The organism is Roseburia sp. AF20-18LB, from assembly GCF_003461185.1.
GTDB classification, from domain to species: Bacteria; Bacillota; Clostridia; order Lachnospirales; family Lachnospiraceae; genus Roseburia_C; species Roseburia_C amylophila.
The window spans coordinates 36,971-55,473 of sequence record NZ_QTWP01000004.1; the positions used below are offsets into that span (position 1 = coordinate 36,971).

Consider the following 18,503-nt stretch of genomic DNA (forward strand, 5'->3'; position numbering starts at 1 on the left):
AATTTCCTCCATTTTCCGAGATAAGCATTTTATCTATTTTTCTTATTATATATTTGTATTCATACAGAACTATTATATTTTTCGTGTTCTGATATGTCAACCGCTTTTATTCCTTCGTAAAGAGCCTGCTCTTGCGCTCTATCATCTCATCAATTCTTGCGATATACTGTGCCACATCCTTGACATTCTCGGCACGTTCAATCCGGTGTGTGCCATCGGGATTTGGCTGTACCCAGACACGTTTCGTGGATGCACCAGCACCACAGGCTACAATACTCTGTTTCTCTTCCATAATAAGAACATTGTATACACCGGCTTTTCCCGGTGCTGCGTAGCCGACGTTTTCAAAATTGCCTGCCATATTCTTCTGGCGGTATAAATAATATGGAGAAAGGCCCATTTCTTCTGCTACTTTGGAAGTCAGTGCAATATGGTCTGCGGTATTGACAATTTCAAAATCCTGATAACGCTCTCTTTGTATATTCAGCCTTGCTGCACGCTTGATGGCAAGTGAGTGAACCGTCAGATTATCCGGCGCAAGCTTCCGGATGACTTCCATGGTATCTGCCACATCTGAAAGACTCTCTCCCGGAAGTCCTACGATTAAATCCATATTGATATTATCAAATCCAAGTTCTCTTGCCAGATAAAAGCTGTCTATTGTCTGCTGCACGGTATGATGCCGTCCAATCAGATCCAGTGTCTCCTGTTTCATGGTCTGTGGATTAATGGAAATTCTGCTGATATCATGATTGCGAAGCACCATAAGCTTCTCTTTTGTAATACTGTCCGGTCTTCCGGCTTCCACTGTAAATTCCACTAAATCAGATAAATCAAAACTACATTTAATTTTTCGAATCAATCTGTCTAACTGTTTCGGATTTAATGTGGTCGGTGTTCCACCACCGATATAAATGCTGTTTAATTTCTTATGTGCAAATTTGACCGCTGTATAATCCAGTTCCTTTTCCAGTGCATCCAGATATTCATCCATACGCTTCTTCCAGGCTGCCAGGGAATAGGACGTAAAAGAACAGTAAAGACATGTGGTCGGACAGAATGGAATTCCAATATAAAGGCTGTAGCCTTCTTCGTAGTCTAATTTGTGTAAAAGTTCCAACTCCCGCTCTGCAATTTCAATACTGAGCTTTATCTTCTCATCGGAGGTAAAATACGTTTCCTTCATATAGCGGGCAATTTCTTCCTCGCTCTTACCCTCTTCTAAAAGTGCCATCGGAATCTTGGTCGGGCGGATACCGGTAAGATTTCCCCACGGAAGTTCCACTCCGGTATATTCTGACAGCAGCTGATACAGCGTCCGTTTCAGGCTGTTCTTTGTCTCCTTGCGGTTTGTATCATCTACTGCTACTCGTTTTGTAATTCCGGTCTGATTTTCATTTTCTTCTGAAGGCTCTACCTTTTTCCAGGAAAAAATGATTTCTTCCGGTGCAAACTGTACATCCATGTGATAATGTACCGGCTCTTCTTTTTTCTCCTTATCCTTCGTGGAAACATATACCTCTTCCTTCGGATAAAATGCCTTCACCAGCGAATGGATATCATATTCAAATTCTGCTTTATCTAATAATACTGTTATCATGATTCGTCCTTATAAATACGGATTATGCATCCGCTCATAGCCTATTAAAGTGCTTTCGTCATGTCCGGTATACACGGTCACATCATCCGGCAGCGGCATCAGTTTTTCTCTGATTGCCCGGATTAAATCCGATGCACTTCCTCTTGGGAAATCGGTTCTTCCCACAGATTCCTGAAACAGCGTATCTCCGCTGAAAAGAATCTTCTCATCTGCAATATAATAGCAGCATCCGCCAATGGTATGCCCCGGTGTAAAAAATACACGGATGGAAAATCCTGCAAGATTTAATACTTCTTCGTCTTTTACGAAAACATCTGCACGATAGACCTTATGCTCTCCTATCATCCCGCAAAGGTTAAGTCCCGGGTCTTCCAAGGTCTCCCTCTCTGCCTCATGGGCATAAATGGAAATCTGGTATTTATCTGCAAGCGCTTCTGCTGCTCCTGCATGGTCAAAATGTCCATGGGTCAGAAGGATTGCCACCGGTTTCGCTCCGGTTTTCTCAATCTGCTTTTCAATCAACTGTGCCTGGTCTCCCGGGTCTACCACAAGAAGTTCTCCTGTCTTATGATTTACCAGAAGATAGCAGTTGGTGCAGACTGGTCCCACAATATATCGTAATACTTCTGTCTGTTCTGTCATAATTTTCCTCTTCTATAATAATAACTGTCTTTGAATGCTTCATAAATCAGCAATTTATTCTGCTAATATTTTATCAGCCGGTAGTACGTTCAATATCAATCACGCTCTCTACCTGACGGATTTTTTCTATTAAGCTGCTCAATTCCTCTTTGCCTTTGGTATTAAAGGAAATAGAAATGGTCGCAACACCCTGTTTGCTGGTCTTGGAATTAATGGAACTGATATCAATTTCCCGTTCGGTGAAAATTCTGGTAATATCTACTAAAAGTCCGGTACGGTTATTACCAAATATTTTAATCTCAGCAAGATAAAGTCCATTGTCACCATGCTCTGCACCCTGCTGCCACTCTGCATCAATCAGACGCACTTTTTCCAACTCGGAAAGGTTCATGATATTAATGCAATCGGTACGATGAATAGATACACCACGGCCTCTTGTGACAAATCCTACAATTTCATCTCCCGGCACCGGGCTGCAGCATTTGGAAAAATGCACTGCCACATCATAAAGTCCTTTTACAATGATACCACTCTTGGATTTCTGTGGAACTGCCTTATCCTTATTCTCGGAAGACACATTGTTCAATACATCCTCATCGGTAAGCTGGATTGGGTGGTCTTTCCGGTACTCCTCCAGCATCTTATTCACGACCTGGCCTTCTTTCAGTCCGCCGTGTCCTAAGGTTGCCAGTGCGGAATCCCAGTCATGGAATCCATATTTCCGCATAACCTTACTCTGATATTCCGGTTTGTTAATATCCGTAAGATTAATGGATTTTGCCTTACAATACTGGGCAATCAGTTCCTTGCCCTTCACGATATTTTCTTCTTTTAACTCACTCCGGAACCACTGGTTAATCTTATTTTTCGCCTGTGTACTCTTAACAATATTTAACCAGTCACGGCTCGGTCCCTTGGAATTCTGGGACGTGATAATCTCAATACGGTCACCGTTCTGAATCTCGTAATCAATTGGAACTAATTTACCATTTACCTTAGCTCCAATCATCTTATTTCCAACTGCCGAGTGGATACTGTACGCAAAGTCTACCGGTGTGGAACCCGTTGGCAGATTCTTTACATCTCCGGACGGAGTAAAACAGAATACGGTATCGGAAAAGAGGTTCAAATCACTCTTTAACAGGCTCATGAACTCTTTATTATCTGACATGTCTTTCTGCCATTCCAAAATCTGGCGCAGCCAGCTTAACTTCTCTTCCTCTGATTTGGTGGTAGCCACTGTGCCGCCGTTATTGGCAGCTTCCTTATATTTCCAGTGGGCAGCGATACCATATTCTGCGGTACGGTGCATCTCAAAGGTACGAATCTGAATCTCAAACGGCTGTCCGGTCGGTCCAATCAGTGTGGTGTGGAGGGACTGATACATATTCGGCTTTGGCATAGCGATATAATCTTTAAAACGTCCCGGGATTGGTTTATACATCTCATGGATGACACCCAGTGCTGCATAGCAGTCCTTGACATTATCCACGATAATTCTTATGGCAAATAAATCATAAATCTGGTCTAAGGTCTTATGCTGATTGACCATTTTCTTATAAATGGAAAAGAAATGCTTTGCTCTTCCATCAATCTGTGCCTTGATTCCTGCATTTTCAATATGTTTACTCACTTCTTTTACAAGGCTCTGCACATAATCATCACGGACACTCTTACGAAGTGCAACCTTTTCTACCAGATCGTAATATGCTTCCGGCTCCAGATACTTTAAGGAAAGGTCATCTAATTCGATTTTAATTTTAGAAATACCAAGACGCTGTGCAATCGGCGCATAGATGTCCATGGTCTCTCTTGCTTTTTCCTTCTGCTTCTCCGGTGTCATATATTTTAACGTACGCATATTGTGCAGCCGGTCTGCCAGCTTGATTAAGATAACACGGATATCCTTTGCCATGGCAAGGAACATTTTTCTTAAGTTCTCTGCCTGAACCTCGACTTTATCCGCATCATAAGATAACTGACCCAGCTTTGTAACGCCATCCACCAAAAGGGCAATCTCTTCTGAAAACTCTGAAGCAATTTCCTCTACTGTCATGACGGTATCCTCTACGACATCATGAAGCAGTCCGGCTACGATAGTCTCTTTATCCAGCTCCAGCTCCGCTAAAATAATTGCCACACACAACGGATGAATGATATATGCTTCACCGGATTTTCGTACCTGTCCCTTATGTGCCGTATCCGCTGTCTTATATGCCTTTTCAATCAAAGAAATATCTGTCGATGGGTGATATTTCTTCACGCTGGCAATCAGCTCCTGATACAGGCTCTCCGGACTGACGAATTCCTGCATGGTCTTTATGTTGTCATCCTTAGACACCACTTCATTTTCTAATTCTTCTAATTCTTCTGTTGTAATATCTGCCATAATTCACACCAACTTTTTTGCGTTTTATCCCACTTTTAACTATGATTTTTCATTATAATAAAAAATATATAAAAATGCAATCTTTTATACTTGCCATTTTCCCCCGGAAACCTTATACTTTATGGCTGAATGGCAGATATTTTCTACCTCTTTAAGAAAGGAGTTTTCCCTATGCATCCAGTTTTATTATTTTACAATTTAGAAAACAGCAAAGGCAGAACATTAAAAATGCTCTGCCTTCGGTTAAAAATAAAAATCCGTATTATCACCAAAGAACAATATAACCAGACTTTAGGTGCCCTCGCAGGGATTGATGGCTTCCCTTTGAAAGAAGAGGTCTATACCGGCGATGGTTTCACCGACGAAATGCTGGTATTCAAAGGCTTTGATAATGCTCTTTTAGACCGTTTCCTGGTGGAATTTAAAAAGCTTCATCTTACCAGAATCGGTCTGAAAGCCGTTCTCACGGAGCACAATATCAACTGGGATTCCATTGCACTTCATGAAGAACTCTTAGCGGAAGATAAGAAAATGCATGAAAATTAATCTTCTCCTGCAATTTCTATGGTGTATGCTGCCTGAAAGCATGCACCCTGTGCTAACGCATGTCCCCATTCCCTTTCTTCCAAACTTCCGTTAAAATCCTCTTTATCGCATCTTCCAAACCAAGGTTCAATGGCTGCATATGGTGCATTCTTCTTCTCTGCTGACCAGAGTCCAAATAACGGAGCTTCCGGGAAATACACATTTTTTCCTTGCCGGTATTCTTAATGTTCCATATGATTTCCAGTCTGTTGCCATTCATATGATAGATTAATTCCATCTCATAAGTCTTTCCCTGATAATGATAGACTCCGTCTTTTAAGCTTCCAACAATCGGAAACAGATTTGGTGCACTCCGTTTGTAATACTCCGGATTGCTGCACCACATGTACTCAATGTTACTTTTCTTTCCAAGCACAGATTTCAGTTCTGCCCCAAGAGACTCAACTTCCACCTTCATGCTCGCGTTTTCCATGGAATAACGCATATTCTCTCAACCTTTTTTCTCGTATTCTATGATCTGACATCACAGTATCCAGCACCTGATAAAATCGTCTGCTGTGATTTGCTTCTACCAGGTGTGCCAGTTCATGAGCAGCAACATATTCTGCGCATTCTAACGGAAGGTCTGCCAGTACTTTATTCAAAGTAATGGATGCCTTTACCTTGCAGCAGCTTCCATAGCGGCTGGTCATGCTGCGGAATCTGACCGTTGGCATAGAAATATGATAAGCCCGAAACAGTTCATACTCCCTCAGCAGTATATCTCTTAAATACTGCTCTTTCTGCCGGTTCCACTCCAATGCATCCACATCTATCCTCTGCTGATTTGCAAGCTTCTTTTGCATCATGCGGATCCACTCCGCCTTGCTCTGCACAAATGCATCCACTTTCTTTTTGCTCATGCGATAGGGCATCGTTACTGCTACTACGCCATTGGCTTTTACCCGGATGATAATATTCTTTACTTTTTTTGGTGTCAGTTCATATTGTATTGTATTCTCCATTCCATTATTATAGCTTTTTGGTCCCGGCACTGACAAGCCTTTTTCTTGTTTTCCTTTTGCTATTTCTGTCGTATCATTTTATACTGTTACTCCGCCTCTGTCTCCGGGGCAGCCGCTGCTTTTTCCAGGGCATCATCAATGGCGTGAATCAGCACCATGGACGTATACTGGTTATCATCGGAATAGCTGAGATTATCCGTTGACTGATTTTCATATATCTGTTCTTTCAAATTATCCAGCGCCGGCTGCATCAACGGATACATTGCGGTTACAGTTTCATCGAGATTTACCAGCGAAATGGAATTGATTTTATTCTCATCCACCACAACCTCCACATCCACGGTTTTATCATTAAATATGATGGAAGACGTATATACCCCTGCCACATATTTCATGGTCTCCCGACTCTCCTCATCTTTATCCGGAGAAAACATATAGACCAACAATAATACCAGTAATATTCCAAGTACCGCAAAAATTCCTGTGTAAATCAGTTCCTTCATATGAAGCACTACAATCTTTGTCTTTGCACTCAAGGGAGTCCTCCTGCTTTCTTGCTTATTGTATTTTATGTGAAAACTTTTCTAATATTACACTTGACAAACCCTTTTTCTTATAGTATAGTAAGTTTCGTGTTCAGCACAAATGCGATAGTGGCGTAGTTGGTAACGCGCGACCTTGCCAAGGTCGAGACCGCGGGTTCGAGCCCCGTCTATCGCTCTAATTTTTGGGGATGCTGTAAGCCTTGATTTATGCGGGTTTACAGCATTTTTCTAATTCTTAAATTCTTACTTTCTTAACCAGATTTTCGCTATTTTTGGTTAAGAAAATGTCTTTCATTTAATGCCTGTTTTGCAACCGCTAAATTTGTTCCTACATAATAGTTCTTTTCTGCAACCTTTGGTGTGTTTCCAAATATGGTTGATGCTAAAATAATGTTTCCGTTTGTCGCATTTATTACTTCCGTAAGAAGGTTTTTTGGGAAAAGAATACTTTGATAAAATTTTTAACCTTTCTGTCATTTCATGTGCCAATCGTACATCTTCGGGTAAAATTTTATCTTAACAACTAAGGTCTGCTCTGCTGCAATTCCTTTGTAATCACAGCTGTATTTGGAATAACTCATTCCATGACGGCAGGTATATTTTGCTTCATCCAGTGATTTGCCAACCGGCTGCCAGGAAACACTCCAGTAATCTCCGTCTTCTTCATCGCGGATATATACATAATGTCCCGGACGATCCATTGGAACTCCATTCGCCCGGAATCTTGTTACACGATGATACTCCGGTGTCTTGTAAAACATATAGCCCCCGCTGTATGATTTACGACCACACAGGTATCTTTTACGCCAAGGTAGTTTGTCCAGGATGCCGGCAAATCCACCCGGTCAATTACATATTCTCTTTTCTCATTGTCAAAATGTCCGTATTGCCTGTTATATCGGATGCCAAAAAGGGACAGCAATTAAAATCACTGTCCCTTCCATATTTCCATATTTTCGTATTTCCTTATGATACTGACTTATAATGCCTTAATTCTCTCTAATGCTGCAACTGAATTCTCATATGTTCCGAATGCTGTCAGTCTGAAGTATCCTTCTCCACTTGGTCCGAATCCGGATCCCGGTGTTCCTACTACATTGGCATTCTCTAAGAGATAATCAAAGAAATCCCAGGATGTCATCTGCTCCGGTGTCTTTAACCAGATATATGGTGCATTTACACCACCGAATACTTCGAAGCCTGCTTCTTTCAGACCGCTCTTAATTACGCTTGCATTTTTCATGTAATATGCAACCTGTTCTTTTAACTGTGCTTTTCCAGCTTCGGAATATACTGCTTCACCGGCACGCTGTACGATATAAGGTGCGCCGTTGAATTTGGTGCCGTGACGTCTTGCCCACATATCATGTAAAGATACGCCATTGCATTTCAAATCCTTTGGTACTACAGTATATCCAAGACGTACTCCGGTAAATCCTGCATTCTTTGAGAAGCTCTTAATCTCGATGGCACAGGTCTGTGCGCCTTCACATTCGTAAATGGTATGAGCAACATCTGCTTCTGAAATATATGCTTCATAAGCGCCATCATAAATGATCAATGCACCTTCTTTATTTGCATAATCAACCCATTCCTGTAACTGTGCTTTGGTAATGGTTGTTCCTGTCGGGTTATTTGGCAGGCACAGATAAATTACATCTGGTGTCTCCTTCGGGAATTCCGGCACGAAATTATTTTCTCTGGTACATGGCATATAAATTACATTGCTCCACATCTGGGTATCCGGGTTATATGTACCGGTTCTTCCAGCCATAACATTAGAATCCACATATACCGGGTATACCGGGTCACATACAGCAATTCTTACATCCGGTCCGAATAATTCCTGAATATTTCCAGAATCACTCTTTGCTCCATCGGATACGAAAATTTCATCTGCTTCGATTGCACATCCTCTTGCCTGATAATCATTTTTTACAATAGCATTACGCAGGAAATCATATCCCAAATCCGGTGCATATCCATGGAAGGTTGCAGGATCTGCCATCTCATCAACAGCCTTATGTAAAGCCTCAATAATTGCCGGAGCGATTGGCTGGGTAACATCCCCGATTCCAAGACGGATGATGTTCTTATCCGGATTTGCCTGGGTAAATGCATTTACCTTTTTGGCAATGGTACTGAATAAATAGCTTCCTGGTAATTTCTGGTAGTTTTCATTAATCTGATACATAATATCTCCTTTTCTTCTCTCTAAATAATCTACTATATTTAACCTATTTTTCATACTTATGCATGCATAAGGCTCAAAATCATCTGTGCCGTCTCGATGAGTCCGGTTCCATTATCCATACTCCGTTTCTGGATATACCGGTGTGCTTCTTCTTCACTCATGTTATTCCGTACCATCAGAAGTTCTTTGGCATCCTGTAACATGCGTTTTTCCTCTTCGCTCCGTACCTTCGGTTCCATACGCCGTTTCTTACGCATTCTGGTAATAGTATAAGACATGGTCTCTACCGTCTGTATCAGTTCGTGCACCTTAAGCGGCATGGAAAGGCACATAATATCAGCAACTTCGTGCTCATTGCAGATATCCGGCGAAGCAACGAGAAGCATCTGAAATGTAGCAGGAATATATTCATGCAGTTCAGTATACATCATGTCCACAAATCTTGGACTGCAGACCAATATACCTCCATCTAACGAATTCGCATACTGCAATGCCTGAGCCCCTGTTGTGACTGCTGCATCTACATGAAATCCACTGCGCACAAGTATATTTTTTATACTTTTAGCGTTTTCTATCTTAGGGAATGCAACAATAACATTAATCAAGTTCTTATCTCCTGTAGCATTTTCTTACATCAACTAAATCTTATACAGATACTCATCAATCTCCCACTGTGTCACCTGGGCTCTGTAGTCCGCCCACTCAGCCTTCTTGGCTTCTGCATATTTCTCTGTAATATGTGGTCCTAAAACCCCTTTGATATAATCATCGTGTTCGAACTCTTCGATTGCTTCCATTAAATCTCCCGGAAGTGATTCAATACCCTTTTCCACTTTCCTGGAAAGTCTCATTTCAAATACATTTTCTCTTACCTCTTCCGGCGGCATAAACTTATTTTCAATTCCATCTAAGCCTGCTGCAAGGCATACTGCCAATGCCAGATATGGATTGGCTGCCGGATCCGGACATCTTAATTCCACCCTGGTTCCTGCTCCTCTGGATGCCGGAATACGAATCAGCGGACTGCGGTTCGTTGCAGACCATGCAATGTAAATCGGTGCTTCATAGCCCGGAACCAGTCTCTTATAAGAATTTATCAGTGGGTTGGTGATAGCGGACATACCTTTCATATGTTTCATTATTCCGCCAATGAAATAATATGCTTCTTTGCTCAAACCAAGTTCACCGGATGGGTCATCAAATATATTTTTTCCATTCCGGGAAAGTGACATATTAATATGCATGCCGGAACCGTTGATTCCATATTTTGGCTTTGGCATAAAGCTTGCAAATAAGCCATGACGCTTTGCAATGGTCTTAACTGCCAGTTTAAAAGTCATAATCTTATCGGCTGTTGCCAATGCTTCATCATAACGGAAATCAATTTCATGCTGTGCCGGTGCTACTTCATGATGGGATGCCTCGATTTCAAATCCCATATCCTCTAAGGTCAGCACCATATCACGTCTTGCATTTTCACCTAAGTCTACCGGTCCTAAGTCAAAGTATCCTGCTTTCTCATGGGAAATGGTTGTGGGCTGACCATTGTCATCGGTATGGAATAAGAAAAATTCACACTCCGGTCCTACCTCAAAGGTATAGCCCATCTTTGCTGCACGCGCAATCTCTTTCCGCAATACGTATCTTGGGTCTCCTTCGAAAGGTGTTCCGTCTGCACAATAAACGTCACAGATAATTCTTGCAACTTTTCCCTGCTGTGGTCTCCATGGGAAAATAGTAAATGTGTCTAAATCCGGGTAGAGATACATATCGGACTCCTCAATCCGGACAAAGCCTTCTATGGATGAGCCGTCAAACATACACTGATTATTCAGTGCCTTCTCTAACTGACTTCGTGTAATTGCCACATTTTTTAAGGTTCCAAACATATCCGTAAACTGAAGCCGGATAAATTCCACATCTTCTTCATCTGCCATACGGATAATATCCTGTTTTGTATACTTCATACTGCCGCTCTCCTTTTCCTTATACTTGATTTATATACTGCAGAACCTCTTTATATGCCATTCTGCCGCCAAACAAGTCTAATGCACTGCCTATCGTCACATTAAGCCTGCCTTTTCCATGTTCTTTTAACTGCTTTAAATCTTCAAAACTGCCGACTCCTCCGGCATATGTAATTGGAATTCTGCCCCAGTCTCCTAACATTTCTGCCAGTGGGACTTCAATGCCGGATGCTTTTCCCTCTACATCTACTGCATGTACTAAAAATTCATCCGCATATTCCTTTAATTTATCTAATAACTCCGGCGTGATTTTCTCTTCGGTAAATTTCTGCCAGCGGTCTGTCACTATATAGTAGTCGCCATCTTTTTTCCGGCAGCTCAAATCCAGAACCAGGTGCTCTTTTCCTACTGCTGCAAGAATTTTTTCCAGATTATTATAATTTACTTTTCCATCCTTAAATACATAGGATGTCACAATTACATGACTGGCTCCTGCCTCGATAAATTCTTTGGCATTCTCTGCATGAATGCCGCCGCCAACCTGCATACCGCCCGGATATGTGTGAAGTGCAAGCAGTGCCTGACGTTTCGTTTCTTTATAATAAGAACTGTCTGACGGATTCAGCAGAATGATATGTCCGCCACGAATCTTATCTTTTTTATAAAATTCTGCAAAATAAGCGGCATCCTGTTCCGCCACAAAATTCTCTTTTGCCTGATTTCCTTCATCTTTAAGGCTTCCGCCCACAATCTGCTTGACCTTGCCATTATGGATGTCTATGCACGGTCGAAATTCCATCCTTTTTCCCCCTCTGTTTGAAAAAAGGACAACGTTCACCCTTGGTTGACCCCGTTGTCCGTTTAAAAGAATAACATATTTTTATATAAAATGGAATAGTTGTTTTAACAATTGACAGTATATTATTTTTTTGCTAGAATTGAGAAATTAAAGGCTTTATTATATTACACACTTTTTAATAAGAAAGAGAGGAAACGAGAAAATGGGTAAAATTATCGGTGAAGGAATTACATTTGATGATGTTTTGCTGGTTCCTGCATATTCGGAAGTTACTCCTAATATGATTGATCTTACCACTTACCTGACTAAGAAAATCAAATTGAACATTCCAATGATGAGTGCTGGAATGGACACAGTAACTGAACATCGTATGGCAATCGCTATGGCAAGACAGGGTGGTATCGGAATCATCCACAAAAACATGTCTATCGAGGCTCAGGCGGAGGAAGTGGACAAGGTAAAACGTTCCGAAAATGGAGTTATCACAGACCCATTTTTCTTATCCCCAGATCATACATTAGCTGACGCAGAAGATCTAATGCACAACTTCCGCATTTCCGGAGTTCCTATTACAGAAAACGGAAAATTAGTCGGCATCATCACTAATCGTGATTTGAAATTCGAAACAGATTATACAAAGAAAATTAAAGAAAGCATGACTTCCGAAGGTCTTATTACTGCTCCGGAAGGAATCACATTAGACGAAGCGAAAAAAATTCTCGCTAAGGCAAGAAAAGAAAAGCTTCCAATTGTAGATAAAGATTTTCACTTAAAAGGCCTTATCACAATCAAAGATATTGAAAAACAGATTAAATATCCATTATCCGCAAAGGATGACCAAGGCAGACTGCTTTGTGGTGCTGCTGTTGGTATTACTGCTAACATGATGGACCGTATCGATGCACTGGTAAAATCCCATGTCGATGTAATCGTTGTAGATTCCGCACATGGACATTCCTTAAATATCTTAAATGCAGTTAAGAAAATCAAAGCTGCTTATCCTGATCTTCAGGTTATCGCAGGTAACGTAGCAACCGGTGAAGCAACCAGGTCTTTAATTGAAGCTGGTGCTGATGCTGTTAAGGTTGGTATCGGACCTGGTTCTATCTGTACTACCCGTGTGGTTGCAGGTATCGGTGTTCCTCAGATTACTGCTGTCATGGATGCCTTTGCAGTTGCAAAAGAATATGGTATTCCAATCATCGCCGATGGTGGTATCAAGTACTCCGGAGACATGACCAAGGCTTTAGCTGCCGGTGGTAATGTATGTATGATGGGAAGTATGTTCGCAGGATGTGACGAAGCTCCTGGAACCTTCGAATTATATCAGGGAAGAAAATACAAAGTTTACCGTGGTATGGGTTCTCTTGCAGCTATGGAAAATGGAAGCAAAGACCGTTACTTCCAGGAAGGTGCTAAGAAACTTGTTCCGGAAGGTGTTGAAGGACGTGTGGCTTACAAGGGAAGTCTTGAAGATACCGTATTCCAGTTAATCGGTGGTATCCGTTCCGGTATGGGTTACTGCGGATGTCCTACTATTCCAGAATTACAGGAAAGAGGCCGTTTCGTTAAGATTACTGCTGCTTCCTTAAAGGAAAGTCATCCACATGACATTCATATCACAAAAGAAGCACCAAACTACAGTATTGATGACAAATAAGTTTTTCACCAAGAGAAACAATTTTATATGAGCCATCGTGGTACTCATATTATACCAAACAGGATTGAAAACTTTTCATTGAGTTTTCAATCCTTTTTTTTGGCATTTAAAAATCTTTATTCAAAACTATCTTGCTGTTTTTGCATTATTATTACCATTTCCATTGGTTCCGGTTGTCGCATCATCCACAGCATCTTTAATTCCGGTTCCGGCATCATCTACTGCATCATCTACACCATCTACAATATCTTCTGCGCCATCTACTACTCCATCTGTCACATCATTTACCACACCGTCGCCATTATCTCCATTGTTTGTGGTATTGTCACGATTATCCTTGTCGTTATCTGTGGTACCGTTATTCTTGTCATTTGTGTTATTCTTATTGTCTGTGTCATTCTTATTGGTGGTATTGTTACTTCCTGCTCCGTTTTCCGTGGTATTTTCCTCATTTCCATTTCTATTACCACAGGCTGCCATACTGCCAAAGAGGCACATTACCATCATGGTCAACACCAGTTTTCTTAATTTCTTCATGTTCAATATCTCCTTTTTATTGATTTCAAGTTTATTGTTTCCAACCTATCCTTTTCTATGCATCTTCTGTGTGGATTTTCTACTTTCTCATCTTTGGTTCAAATATCAGGGATGCCAGATAGGCAAATACCAATGCAGCAGAGATTCCTACCGCCGTTGCCGTAAATCCACCCATGAAGATTCCGATAAATCCATTGGCATCAACTGCTTCCTTAATTCCCTTAAACAGCGTATTGCCAAAGCCTAACAATGGCACCGATGCTCCCGCTCCTGCAAATTCCACGAAAGACGGATATACACCGATTGCTCCCAAAACAGCTCCGGAACATACCAATAGCACCATAATCCGTCCCGGCTGCATTTTCGTCTTTTCCATTAAAATCTGGCAGAGGGCACATATCAGGCCTCCTACCCAGAATGCATTCACATAATCCATGTGTTCTTTTCCTTTCTTCCATCATTCTTATCAAAACTATTATTACTTTTTATTATCTACCAGGCTTTTGTTACGGCACATACTCAAGCATTACTCCATGGGCAATTCCCGGTACATTTTTCCCTTCGTTATAACTTACTGTGGAAAGCAATGCTCCGGTTGGCACAAATAACACCTTTTTCCATTCCCCTGAAATAATCTTCGGCAGATAATAAGCAGATAAAACAGAAGCACTGCAGCCACAGCCGCTTCCGCCGGCATCCGTATCCTGTTCTTTTGCATCAAAAATTTCGATTCCGCAATCTGAATGATTGTTCTCGATGTCATAGCCCTTTTTCTTTAGCAAATCAAATAGGATTTCCTGTCCGACAGTTCCTAAATCCCCTGTTATAATACGGTCATATTCTTCCGGCTTGCTTCCAAAATCCGTAAAATGTGCTGCTATGGTATCTGCTGCTGCCGGAGCCATCGCTGCTCCCATATTTAAGGAATCATGAATTCCATAGTCCACAATTTTTCCGGTGGTGATTCCACTGATTTTTACATGAGTCCGTTGGGTGGACAATACATAGGCACCACTTCCGGTAACCGTCCAGGTAGCCGACATGGGACGCTGATTCCCATATTCCAGCGGAAATCGGAACTGTTTCTCCGCGCTGGCAAAATGACTGGATGTAATCGTCAGGACATTTTCTGCAAATCCTGCCGCCACGCACATTGCTCCAAGTGACATGGATTCCCCTGCCGTAGAGCAGGCTCCATACACACCAAACAGCGGAATTTCAAAGTCGAGAAGTCCAAAGGATGTTGCTATAGTCTGACCCAACAGGTCTCCTGCAAAAATATAACGGATTTCTTCCGGCGTAAGCCCAGATTTTCCCAATGCCAGGGTTGCTGCTTCCTTCTGCAAGGTACTTTCTGCTTCCTCCCATGACTCACATCCAAATTTGTCATCATTTCCAATCACATCAAAATACTCTCCCAGTGGTCCTTCTCCTTCTTTCTTTCCGACCACTGATGCCGAATTTAAAATAAAAGGAGTCTTCGCAAAGCGAAGACTCTGTTTTCCCTTTACCTCAGACATGTCATCACTCCTTTTTGTGATTAGCATGTCCAGGTTCTGGCATTTTATGTATTTTTCAGAAATTTTTCATGTTTCTTTTCTTTACTTCTATCTACGGTTATGCTGTAATAAATCCATGGCAGCAATTAATTTCAACATTTTTCAATATTTCCATTGAACTTTTTGAGAAAGGAGAAACTGACATCTATAATAAACTATTATCTCATTATAAGAATCTTACGGAGCAAATCTCTGCCATTCAGGATGAACTTTCCACTCTGCCACCCGGCACTCTTTATTGTACCCACAATGGCAACTATACCAAGTGGTATCATCAACTTCTATCCCAACAGTTTTATATTCCCAAGAAAGAGAAAAATTTTGCTCAAGTCATGGCCCGGAAAAAATATTTAGAACTAAAACTGCAGTCCCTCTCTTTTGAGCGACAGACAATCCGCACCTGTATTGACACCCTTGCCTCACATCCTTCTAAAATTGAAACTCTTTTTCAAGAATCTTCTCCCTATTGTGAATTATTTCACACTGTCCTCCAACCCATTTCCACAGAATTAAATCAATGGATGAATGCTGATTTTGAATACAATATCAAATACCCGGAACAACGGATTCACAAATCTGCTTCCGGTCTGATGGTCCGTTCCAAATCAGAAGCACTGATTGCAACACTGCTCTCACATAACCGTATTCCTTTTCGTTATGAATGTGCACTGTGTTTAGGCAAAACTACCCTGCACCCTGATTTCACGCTTCGTCATCCTAAAACAGGAGCATTTTATTACTGGGAGCATTTTGGTCTGATGGATTTTCCTTCTTATCGAAAGAATGTCTTTTCCAAGCTTCAGCTTTACACCGCACATAACATTATCCCATCCATTCAATTAATTACTACTTATGAAACAAGTGAGCATCCCTTTGATTCTGCTTATGCCGAGCAATTAATTCATTACTATTTTGGGAATTAGCGGGAAGCTGACTTTGTGAATTTGTTTTTCTTCTCCTTTTGGGCAAAATTCTCTTGTTTCACAATGATTTTGCCCAATCTGCCTCCGGGCACGGCTCCTCTTCCTTGGTGAAGTCTCTCTTTTCTTCTCCTTTTGGGCAAAATTCTCTTGTTCCTCAACGATTTTGCCCAATTTACCGCGGGACACGACTCCTCTTCCTTGATAAAGTCTTGCTTTTCTACTTCTTTTGGGCAAAATTCTCTTGTTTTTGAACGATTTTGCCCAATTTACCTCGCTATCAGCTGATATATCCAGTATATGACCCCAAGTAGCCAGCTTGTAAAGATTCCATAAAGGATTACCGGACCCGCAATGGTAAAAATTTTGCAGCCAATACCAAAGACCTGACCTTCCTTTTTGAATTCGATGGCAGGAGCCGCCACTGAATTGGCAAATCCGGTAATTGGAACGAGGGCTCCTGCCCCGCCAAATTTTGCAATTGATGGATAAATATTAAGACCGGTAAGAATTACGCTCATGAGGACAAGGATCATACTGCACCAGCCACCGGAAGTATCTTTATCCAGTCCTGCGTTCTGTGCAATATTTAAAATCACCTGGCCAATACAACAAATAATTCCGCCGGTCACAAATGCTTTTAACATTTTCAGGGCAAGATTATGCGTTGGTGTTACCTGCTTTACATATTCGTTATATGCCTGGTTTCTTTCCGCAACATCCTGCTCCTGTACTGTTTTATTCAGATTTTCATTTTTTTGCCGCATATCTTTTTCTGATTCACTTTTTGCCATGCTAAAACCTTCCTAAATAATATAATATTTTTCTCTTAGTATGGCAAAACTTGTTTCTTTTATACATACACCGGCAGCTTCTTACGGATGCCCGGCAGTTCCTTATGAATGTCAGTCAACCAATATACGATTTAAGATTTCATCTTCTCTCACCAGGCGTTTTGCTTCTTCCCGGTATTTTTCTTCGTGAAGGTAAGTGTGACGGAATGGCTTAATAGACGGTGCCAAATCAATTGCCGCAAGGAAATCGCTCTTTTTCATCTGAAGTGTTGCTGCAAAATCAAAAAATCCGGTCTCTTCCAATACGGTCTGTACCCGCACATATCTGTGATTGTGCACCTTGCTCATGATATAGGTTGCAATACCGACCTGAATACCGTGTAACTGTGGCACTTCCAATAATTTGTCCAGTGCGTGGGAAATCAAATGCTCGCTTCCACTGGTCGGTGCGCTGCTTCCGGCTATTTCATTGGCAATTCCGCTCATGGCTAGAGAATCCACCAGTTCTTTTAAAAACAATTCATCTTTGATGCTCTGATATGGAGTCCGGACAAAACTGTTCACCGCTTTCTTCGCTATCATAACCGCAAAATCATTTACCGTAGAGTAACCACATTTTTCCTCATAAATCCAATCATATAATGCTGTGATTTTTGAAATCATATCTCCGATACCGGAATAAATAAATTTCTCTGGTGCCGTGCGGATAATCTGCGTATCCACCACAATGCCATAAGCCAGTTTTGCCGGAACCGAAGTTCTCTTGCCATGCACCAAAAGGGAGGCGCTGGCACTAGAAAATCCATCACTGGAGCTGGAGGTCGGCACGCTGATAAATGGAATATTTCTTAAAAATGCGGCATATTTTCCGGCATCGATTACTTTTCCGCCACCAATTGAAATAACTGCCTGCGTTTTATTCGGCATGGAAAATGCAAGCGTTATAATATCATCAATATCAACGGTATCCAGTTCGCTATACTCCAATACTGTAATTTCTTCTTTTTTCAGTGATTCCATTACAGTCTCACCAAACATATCAATCAAACCATTTCCAAGAAAAATGACTACCTGCTTTAAGCCTTCTCCCTTTAAATAACTTCCCAGTTGATTTAACGTGCCATTTCCGACTTTCAGAATTGCCGGAACTGAAATTGCTTTTCCTGTCTGCATATTTATTTCTCCTCTTTTCTATCTCAACTTCTTAGATTTCTCAAACTTTTGAAATACTCTGACTTTTATTATATGTATTCTATGCCATAATATCAAGCTCGCCCTACAGAACCTGTCACTGGCAGCTTCTTACGGATTCTTTGCGAAAAAAACGGCAGCCAGAAACCTGACTGC

Annotated in this window: 18 protein-coding genes, 1 tRNA gene and 1 pseudogene; 4 read left to right on the top strand and 16 right to left on the bottom strand. The window is 41.4% G+C overall.

Annotation, left to right across the window (positions count from 1 at the left end):
* Nucleotides 1-106: 106 nt before the first annotated feature.
* From hemZ to DWX65_RS09180, 3 genes are all read right to left on the bottom strand, one after another.
* Nucleotides 107-1,600 (bottom strand): coproporphyrinogen dehydrogenase HemZ, encoded by a 1,494-nt coding sequence (gene hemZ / locus DWX65_RS09170; RefSeq protein WP_118173318.1) that lies wholly within the window; start codon nucleotides 1,598-1,600, stop codon nucleotides 107-109.
* Between the two features lie 9 nt (nucleotides 1,601-1,609).
* Entirely contained in the window at nucleotides 1,610-2,242 is a 633-nt protein-coding gene (locus DWX65_RS09175) for an MBL fold metallo-hydrolase (protein WP_117841818.1), read from the bottom strand.
* 73 nt (nucleotides 2,243-2,315) lie between these two features.
* On the bottom strand, nucleotides 2,316-4,631 hold the full coding sequence (locus DWX65_RS09180) for a RelA/SpoT family protein (protein ID WP_117699158.1): 2,316 nt from the start codon (nucleotides 4,629-4,631) through the stop codon (nucleotides 2,316-2,318).
* 171 nt (nucleotides 4,632-4,802) lie between these two features.
* Between DWX65_RS09180 and DWX65_RS09185 the strand changes: the two genes are divergently transcribed.
* On the top strand, nucleotides 4,803-5,177 hold the full coding sequence (locus tag DWX65_RS09185) for a DUF3783 domain-containing protein (RefSeq protein ID WP_158552127.1): 375 nt from the start codon (nucleotides 4,803-4,805) through the stop codon (nucleotides 5,175-5,177).
* Nucleotides 5,178-5,229: 52 nt separating this feature from the next.
* Here the strand turns inward: DWX65_RS09185 and DWX65_RS09190 are convergent, their stop codons facing one another.
* The 3 genes from DWX65_RS09190 to DWX65_RS09200 form a co-directional block, all read right to left on the bottom strand.
* Complete coding sequence (locus DWX65_RS09190; protein WP_242997848.1) at nucleotides 5,230-5,634, bottom strand: hypothetical protein; 405 nt, start codon at nucleotides 5,632-5,634, stop codon at nucleotides 5,230-5,232.
* Complete coding sequence (locus DWX65_RS09195; protein ID WP_147339157.1) at nucleotides 5,618-6,181, bottom strand: M48 family metallopeptidase; 564 nt, start codon at nucleotides 6,179-6,181, stop codon at nucleotides 5,618-5,620. Before DWX65_RS09195 ends, DWX65_RS09190 begins: the two co-directional genes overlap by 17 nt.
* An 86-nt stretch (nucleotides 6,182-6,267) precedes the next feature.
* Nucleotides 6,268-6,717, bottom strand: coding sequence for a hypothetical protein (locus tag DWX65_RS09200; protein WP_022244363.1), 450 nt, complete (start codon nucleotides 6,715-6,717; stop codon nucleotides 6,268-6,270).
* A gap of 111 nt (nucleotides 6,718-6,828) precedes the next feature.
* Between DWX65_RS09200 and DWX65_RS09205 the strand changes: the two genes are divergently transcribed.
* Nucleotides 6,829-6,901 (top strand) — tRNA-Gly (locus tag DWX65_RS09205).
* Between the two features lie 313 nt (nucleotides 6,902-7,214).
* Here the strand turns inward: DWX65_RS09205 and DWX65_RS09210 are convergent.
* The 5 genes and pseudogenes from DWX65_RS09210 to hisA all read right to left on the bottom strand — a co-directional run.
* Nucleotides 7,215-7,630: pseudogene (locus DWX65_RS09210) on the bottom strand (GH36-type glycosyl hydrolase domain-containing protein); the annotation flags it as partial.
* 75 nt (nucleotides 7,631-7,705) lie between these two features.
* A complete protein-coding gene (locus DWX65_RS09215; protein WP_117841815.1) occupies nucleotides 7,706-8,920 on the bottom strand; it encodes an LL-diaminopimelate aminotransferase in 1,215 nt (404 codons plus the stop codon).
* Nucleotides 8,921-8,976: 56 nt separating this feature from the next.
* The gene (locus DWX65_RS09220; protein ID WP_117698948.1) at nucleotides 8,977-9,525 is read right to left on the bottom strand and encodes an ANTAR domain-containing response regulator; all 549 of its coding nucleotides are present in this window, start codon (nucleotides 9,523-9,525) and stop codon (nucleotides 8,977-8,979) included.
* Between the two features lie 33 nt (nucleotides 9,526-9,558).
* Entirely contained in the window at nucleotides 9,559-10,887 is a 1,329-nt protein-coding gene (gene glnA, locus DWX65_RS09225; RefSeq protein ID WP_118173321.1) for a type I glutamate--ammonia ligase, read from the bottom strand.
* 19 nt (nucleotides 10,888-10,906) lie between these two features.
* Nucleotides 10,907-11,686 (bottom strand): phosphoribosylformimino-5-aminoimidazole carboxamide ribotide isomerase, encoded by a 780-nt coding sequence (gene hisA, locus DWX65_RS09230; RefSeq protein ID WP_022244358.1) that lies wholly within the window; start codon nucleotides 11,684-11,686, stop codon nucleotides 10,907-10,909.
* A 202-nt stretch (nucleotides 11,687-11,888) separates the two neighbouring features.
* On the opposite strand from hisA, the gene guaB reads away from it, so the two are divergent.
* Nucleotides 11,889-13,346 carry an IMP dehydrogenase gene (gene guaB / locus DWX65_RS09235; protein WP_022244357.1) on the top strand — a complete coding sequence of 486 codons (1,458 nt, stop codon included), beginning with the start codon at nucleotides 11,889-11,891 and terminating at the stop codon, nucleotides 13,344-13,346.
* A gap of 126 nt (nucleotides 13,347-13,472) precedes the next feature.
* Here guaB and DWX65_RS09240 read toward each other — a convergent pair whose 3' ends face one another.
* From DWX65_RS09240 to spoVAD, 3 genes are all read right to left on the bottom strand, one after another.
* A complete protein-coding gene (locus DWX65_RS09240) occupies nucleotides 13,473-13,883 on the bottom strand; it encodes a hypothetical protein (RefSeq protein WP_199535044.1) in 411 nt (136 codons plus the stop codon).
* Nucleotides 13,884-13,962: 79 nt separating this feature from the next.
* A complete protein-coding gene (gene spoVAE, locus DWX65_RS09245) occupies nucleotides 13,963-14,319 on the bottom strand; it encodes a stage V sporulation protein AE (protein ID WP_118173322.1) in 357 nt (118 codons plus the stop codon).
* A gap of 70 nt (nucleotides 14,320-14,389) precedes the next feature.
* Nucleotides 14,390-15,403, bottom strand: a complete 1,014-nt coding sequence (gene spoVAD / locus DWX65_RS09250; RefSeq protein ID WP_117698952.1) for a stage V sporulation protein AD — start codon at nucleotides 15,401-15,403, stop codon at nucleotides 14,390-14,392.
* A gap of 68 nt (nucleotides 15,404-15,471) precedes the next feature.
* Here spoVAD and DWX65_RS09255 point away from each other — a divergent pair, with 68 nt between their 5' ends.
* Nucleotides 15,472-16,365: an ATPase gene (locus DWX65_RS09255; RefSeq protein WP_118173323.1), complete on the top strand. Its 894-nt coding sequence runs from the start codon at nucleotides 15,472-15,474 to the stop codon at nucleotides 16,363-16,365.
* Between the two features lie 266 nt (nucleotides 16,366-16,631).
* On the opposite strand, the gene DWX65_RS09265 is transcribed toward DWX65_RS09255, so the two are convergent.
* Nucleotides 16,632-17,156, bottom strand: coding sequence for a SpoVA/SpoVAEb family sporulation membrane protein (locus tag DWX65_RS09265; protein ID WP_117841809.1), 525 nt, complete (start codon nucleotides 17,154-17,156; stop codon nucleotides 16,632-16,634).
* A 111-nt stretch (nucleotides 17,157-17,267) separates the two neighbouring features.
* Complete coding sequence (locus tag DWX65_RS09270) at nucleotides 17,268-18,329, bottom strand: iron-containing alcohol dehydrogenase family protein (protein WP_117841808.1); 1,062 nt, start codon at nucleotides 18,327-18,329, stop codon at nucleotides 17,268-17,270.
* Nucleotides 18,330-18,503 lie beyond the last annotated feature (174 nt).

Bases quoted from the DNA above. Each gene is read 5' to 3' on its own strand.
- hemZ (WP_118173318.1), bottom strand. From the start codon at position 1,600: ATGATAACAGTATTATTAGATAAAGCAGAATTTGAATATGATATCCAT.
- DWX65_RS09175 (WP_117841818.1), bottom strand. From the start codon at position 2,242: ATGACAGAACAGACAGAAGTATTACGATATATTGTGGGACCAGTCTGC.
- DWX65_RS09180 (WP_117699158.1), bottom strand. From the start codon at position 4,631: ATGGCAGATATTACAACAGAAGAATTAGAAGAATTAGAAAATGAAGTG.
- DWX65_RS09185 (WP_158552127.1), top strand. From the start codon at position 4,803: ATGCATCCAGTTTTATTATTTTACAATTTAGAAAACAGCAAAGGCAGA.
- DWX65_RS09190 (WP_242997848.1), bottom strand. From the start codon at position 5,634: ATGAAGGTGGAAGTTGAGTCTCTTGGGGCAGAACTGAAATCTGTGCTT.
- DWX65_RS09195 (WP_147339157.1), bottom strand. From the start codon at position 6,181: ATGGAGAATACAATACAATATGAACTGACACCAAAAAAAGTAAAGAAT.
- DWX65_RS09215 (WP_117841815.1), bottom strand. From the start codon at position 8,920: ATGTATCAGATTAATGAAAACTACCAGAAATTACCAGGAAGCTATTTA.
- glnA (WP_118173321.1), bottom strand. From the start codon at position 10,887: ATGAAGTATACAAAACAGGATATTATCCGTATGGCAGATGAAGAAGAT.
- hisA (WP_022244358.1), bottom strand. From the start codon at position 11,686: ATGGAATTTCGACCGTGCATAGACATCCATAATGGCAAGGTCAAGCAG.
- guaB (WP_022244357.1), top strand. From the start codon at position 11,889: ATGGGTAAAATTATCGGTGAAGGAATTACATTTGATGATGTTTTGCTG.
- DWX65_RS09240 (WP_199535044.1), bottom strand. From the start codon at position 13,883: ATGAAGAAATTAAGAAAACTGGTGTTGACCATGATGGTAATGTGCCTC.
- spoVAE (WP_118173322.1), bottom strand. From the start codon at position 14,319: ATGGATTATGTGAATGCATTCTGGGTAGGAGGCCTGATATGTGCCCTC.
- spoVAD (WP_117698952.1), bottom strand. From the start codon at position 15,403: ATGTCTGAGGTAAAGGGAAAACAGAGTCTTCGCTTTGCGAAGACTCCT.
- DWX65_RS09255 (WP_118173323.1), top strand. From the start codon at position 15,472: ATGTTTCTTTTCTTTACTTCTATCTACGGTTATGCTGTAATAAATCCA.
- DWX65_RS09265 (WP_117841809.1), bottom strand. From the start codon at position 17,156: ATGGCAAAAAGTGAATCAGAAAAAGATATGCGGCAAAAAAATGAAAAT.
- DWX65_RS09270 (WP_117841808.1), bottom strand. From the start codon at position 18,329: ATGCAGACAGGAAAAGCAATTTCAGTTCCGGCAATTCTGAAAGTCGGA.